The sequence below is a fragment of the Bacteroides sp. An279 genome (assembly GCF_002159615.1).
Classification (GTDB): Bacteria; Bacteroidota; Bacteroidia; order Bacteroidales; family Bacteroidaceae; genus Phocaeicola; species Phocaeicola intestinalis.
Genome location: NZ_NFJA01000183.1, coordinates 1 through 2,142, shown reverse-complemented (window position 1 = coordinate 2,142; position 2,142 = coordinate 1). Strand labels below are relative to the sequence as shown.

The 2,142-nt window shown below is 39.2% G+C and carries 4 protein-coding genes and 1 pseudogene; all 5 read left to right on the top strand.

Going from position 1 to position 2,142, the window contains the following annotated elements; all coding sequences use genetic code 11:
- The first annotated feature begins 111 nt into the window (after positions 1-111).
- Positions 112-528 (top strand): acyltransferase family protein, encoded by a 417-nt coding sequence (locus tag B5F78_RS16445; RefSeq protein WP_337959696.1) that lies wholly within the window; start codon positions 112-114, stop codon positions 526-528.
- Between the two features lie 92 nt (positions 529-620).
- On the top strand, positions 621-923 hold the full coding sequence (locus tag B5F78_RS16440) for a nucleotidyltransferase domain-containing protein (protein WP_225226352.1): 303 nt from the start codon (positions 621-623) through the stop codon (positions 921-923).
- Positions 914-1,318 carry a HEPN domain-containing protein gene (locus tag B5F78_RS16435; protein ID WP_022039075.1) on the top strand — a complete coding sequence of 135 codons (405 nt, stop codon included), beginning with the start codon at positions 914-916 and terminating at the stop codon, positions 1,316-1,318. Before B5F78_RS16440 ends, B5F78_RS16435 begins: the two co-directional genes overlap by 10 nt.
- 134 nt (positions 1,319-1,452) lie before the next feature.
- Entirely contained in the window at positions 1,453-1,737 is a 285-nt protein-coding gene (locus tag B5F78_RS17675; protein WP_204471458.1) for a hypothetical protein, read from the top strand.
- Positions 1,738-1,786: 49 nt separating this feature from the next.
- Positions 1,787-1,924: pseudogene (locus tag B5F78_RS16425) on the top strand (NAD(P)-binding protein); the annotation flags it as partial.
- Between the last annotated feature and the right edge of the window lie 218 nt (positions 1,925-2,142).

The following is a 2,142-nucleotide window of genomic DNA, read 5'->3' as shown; positions in this document are numbered from 1 at the left end:
GGCAAACAACTTTGTAGAAAACATCTTTTCCACATGTATGGCACTGCATAATCTCAGAATTAAAATCAACCCTTGGAACTATCATAACTAATTTACATAAACTCTATTTATTTGTTGGGGTACTGGCTATGTTGGAAAGCACCGCAAAAAATTTATGGAAACAAAATACTTTTGACTGCAATCATTATCCTATGTATCGGGATTATCGTCACAAAATGTTATTATGGTTTTGACGTTTACGGCTATGCTACCCCTGTTGTAATCTGCTTGGCTTCAGCCTTGTTTCTGCTATTCAGGTCGCTGAATGTGAATTGGAAGTTGGCAAACCAACTGGCACCTTACTGCTTTGGCATTTATCTGGTGCATCCTGTATTCATCAATTTCGCCTATAAGCTTTTGAATGTAGATGAAGAAGTGGTTGTACCTATTTACAATTTTATCGGCTTCTTCCTGCTATTCACACTTTTGTCATTAGCCAGCACATATATTCTGATGAAAATTCCGTTTATGAAGAAGCATGTGTTATAAGCAAATAAAAACATCTCCCGTTTGCCTTTCTCGAAATTAATTCGTTTCTTTGTAGAAAACTTAGGAACACTATGGAAGTGCCATCTAAAATAATGCATTCTATACAAGAAACAGCTTCGAAGGTATTGCCTATTGGAGCACAAATGATTTTGTTCGGGTCACGGGCACGTGGAGATGCGCGAGAAGATTCGGACTGGGATCTTCTTATCTTGCTAGAACAAGACAAAGTGAGCCATGATGATTACAACAACATCGCTTTTCCGTTGGTGGAGTTGGGATGGAAAATCAATGCAGAGATTAATCCTTTGGTATATACATATGCCGAATGGGGAAAAAGGCATTTCACTCCTTTTTATAAAAATGTAGAACAAGAGGGAATCGTATTATGGCACTGACGTTGGAAGAAAAAAGGGCAATCATAGCCTATCGCCTGCAAAAATCGGAACAAGCAATGGTGGAAGCACGGGACAATGCGCAATTAAAGCACTGGAATCTTGTTGCAAACCGTTTATATTATGCGGTTTTTCATGCAGCTACCGCATTGTTGATAGATAAAGGCTTTTCTTCTAAAACCCATAGTGGTGTAATCTGCATTTTAGGACAAGAATTTGTGATGAAAGGACTACTTGACAAAGAAGATGCCCGTTTGGCTTCCCGCTTATTGAATATGAGACAAGCTGGTGACTATGATGACTTATTTGACTGGACAGAAGAAGAAGTTGCTCCTTTGTTTCCACAAACAGAGACACTGCTAAGCAAATTAAAGTCTCTACTTTCTGTATATTCTTGATATTCTTCGCAAACCAATTTTGTTACAATGGCGAATCCAATGGAGATAAAGAAACCAGAAGAAAAATCTGTTCCACAAAATTCATATATTTCCTCAACACAGGAGATATCCCTTTCGATGCCACTGCGCCCGGATTGAAAGAAGCCCGTGAGAAACTGCGGCTTGAACGCATAAGCAAGGCAGAACCGAATGCGTATTACCGCCATTTAGACAATGTGGTCATCTTACGTGATAACATTGTAACAGCAAGAGACGAGGAACGTTTAGAGGGACGCGCAGAGGGGCGTACTGAAGGAATAAATATTGACGCGAGAAAAACGAAAGCCGACATAGCTAAACAAATGAAAATGGATGGTATGCCAATGGAAATCATCATGAAATATACAGGATTTACCCAAGACGAAATCGAAAAGTTATAAATACTCATAAGTCAACAAAATTAAATACAAGACACTTTAGATATTATCCATGCAACGTTACGATTACTTGATAGTAGGTGCCGAATTATTCGGCTCCGTATTTGCCTATAAAGCTACACAAGAAGGAAAGAAATGCCTAGTCATCGACCGCCGACCGCATTTGGGAGGAAACTTATATTGTGAGCACTGGCAGACAAGATTGTATTTACCGGTGCCATCGATGAGTATTACGGATATAGATTCTCCAAAAAGCTTTCTCGGCTTAATGCATCCGTTTTCGTATGTGCTTTAGTTTTTTAGAAGCTGTTTTGAATTTCTCCAAAAAGTTTTTCTTGGCTTGATGTATCCGTTTTCGTGTGTGCTTTGGGCGATTTTTTGGTTCTTTTCGCTCCTGTTCTTCGTCAG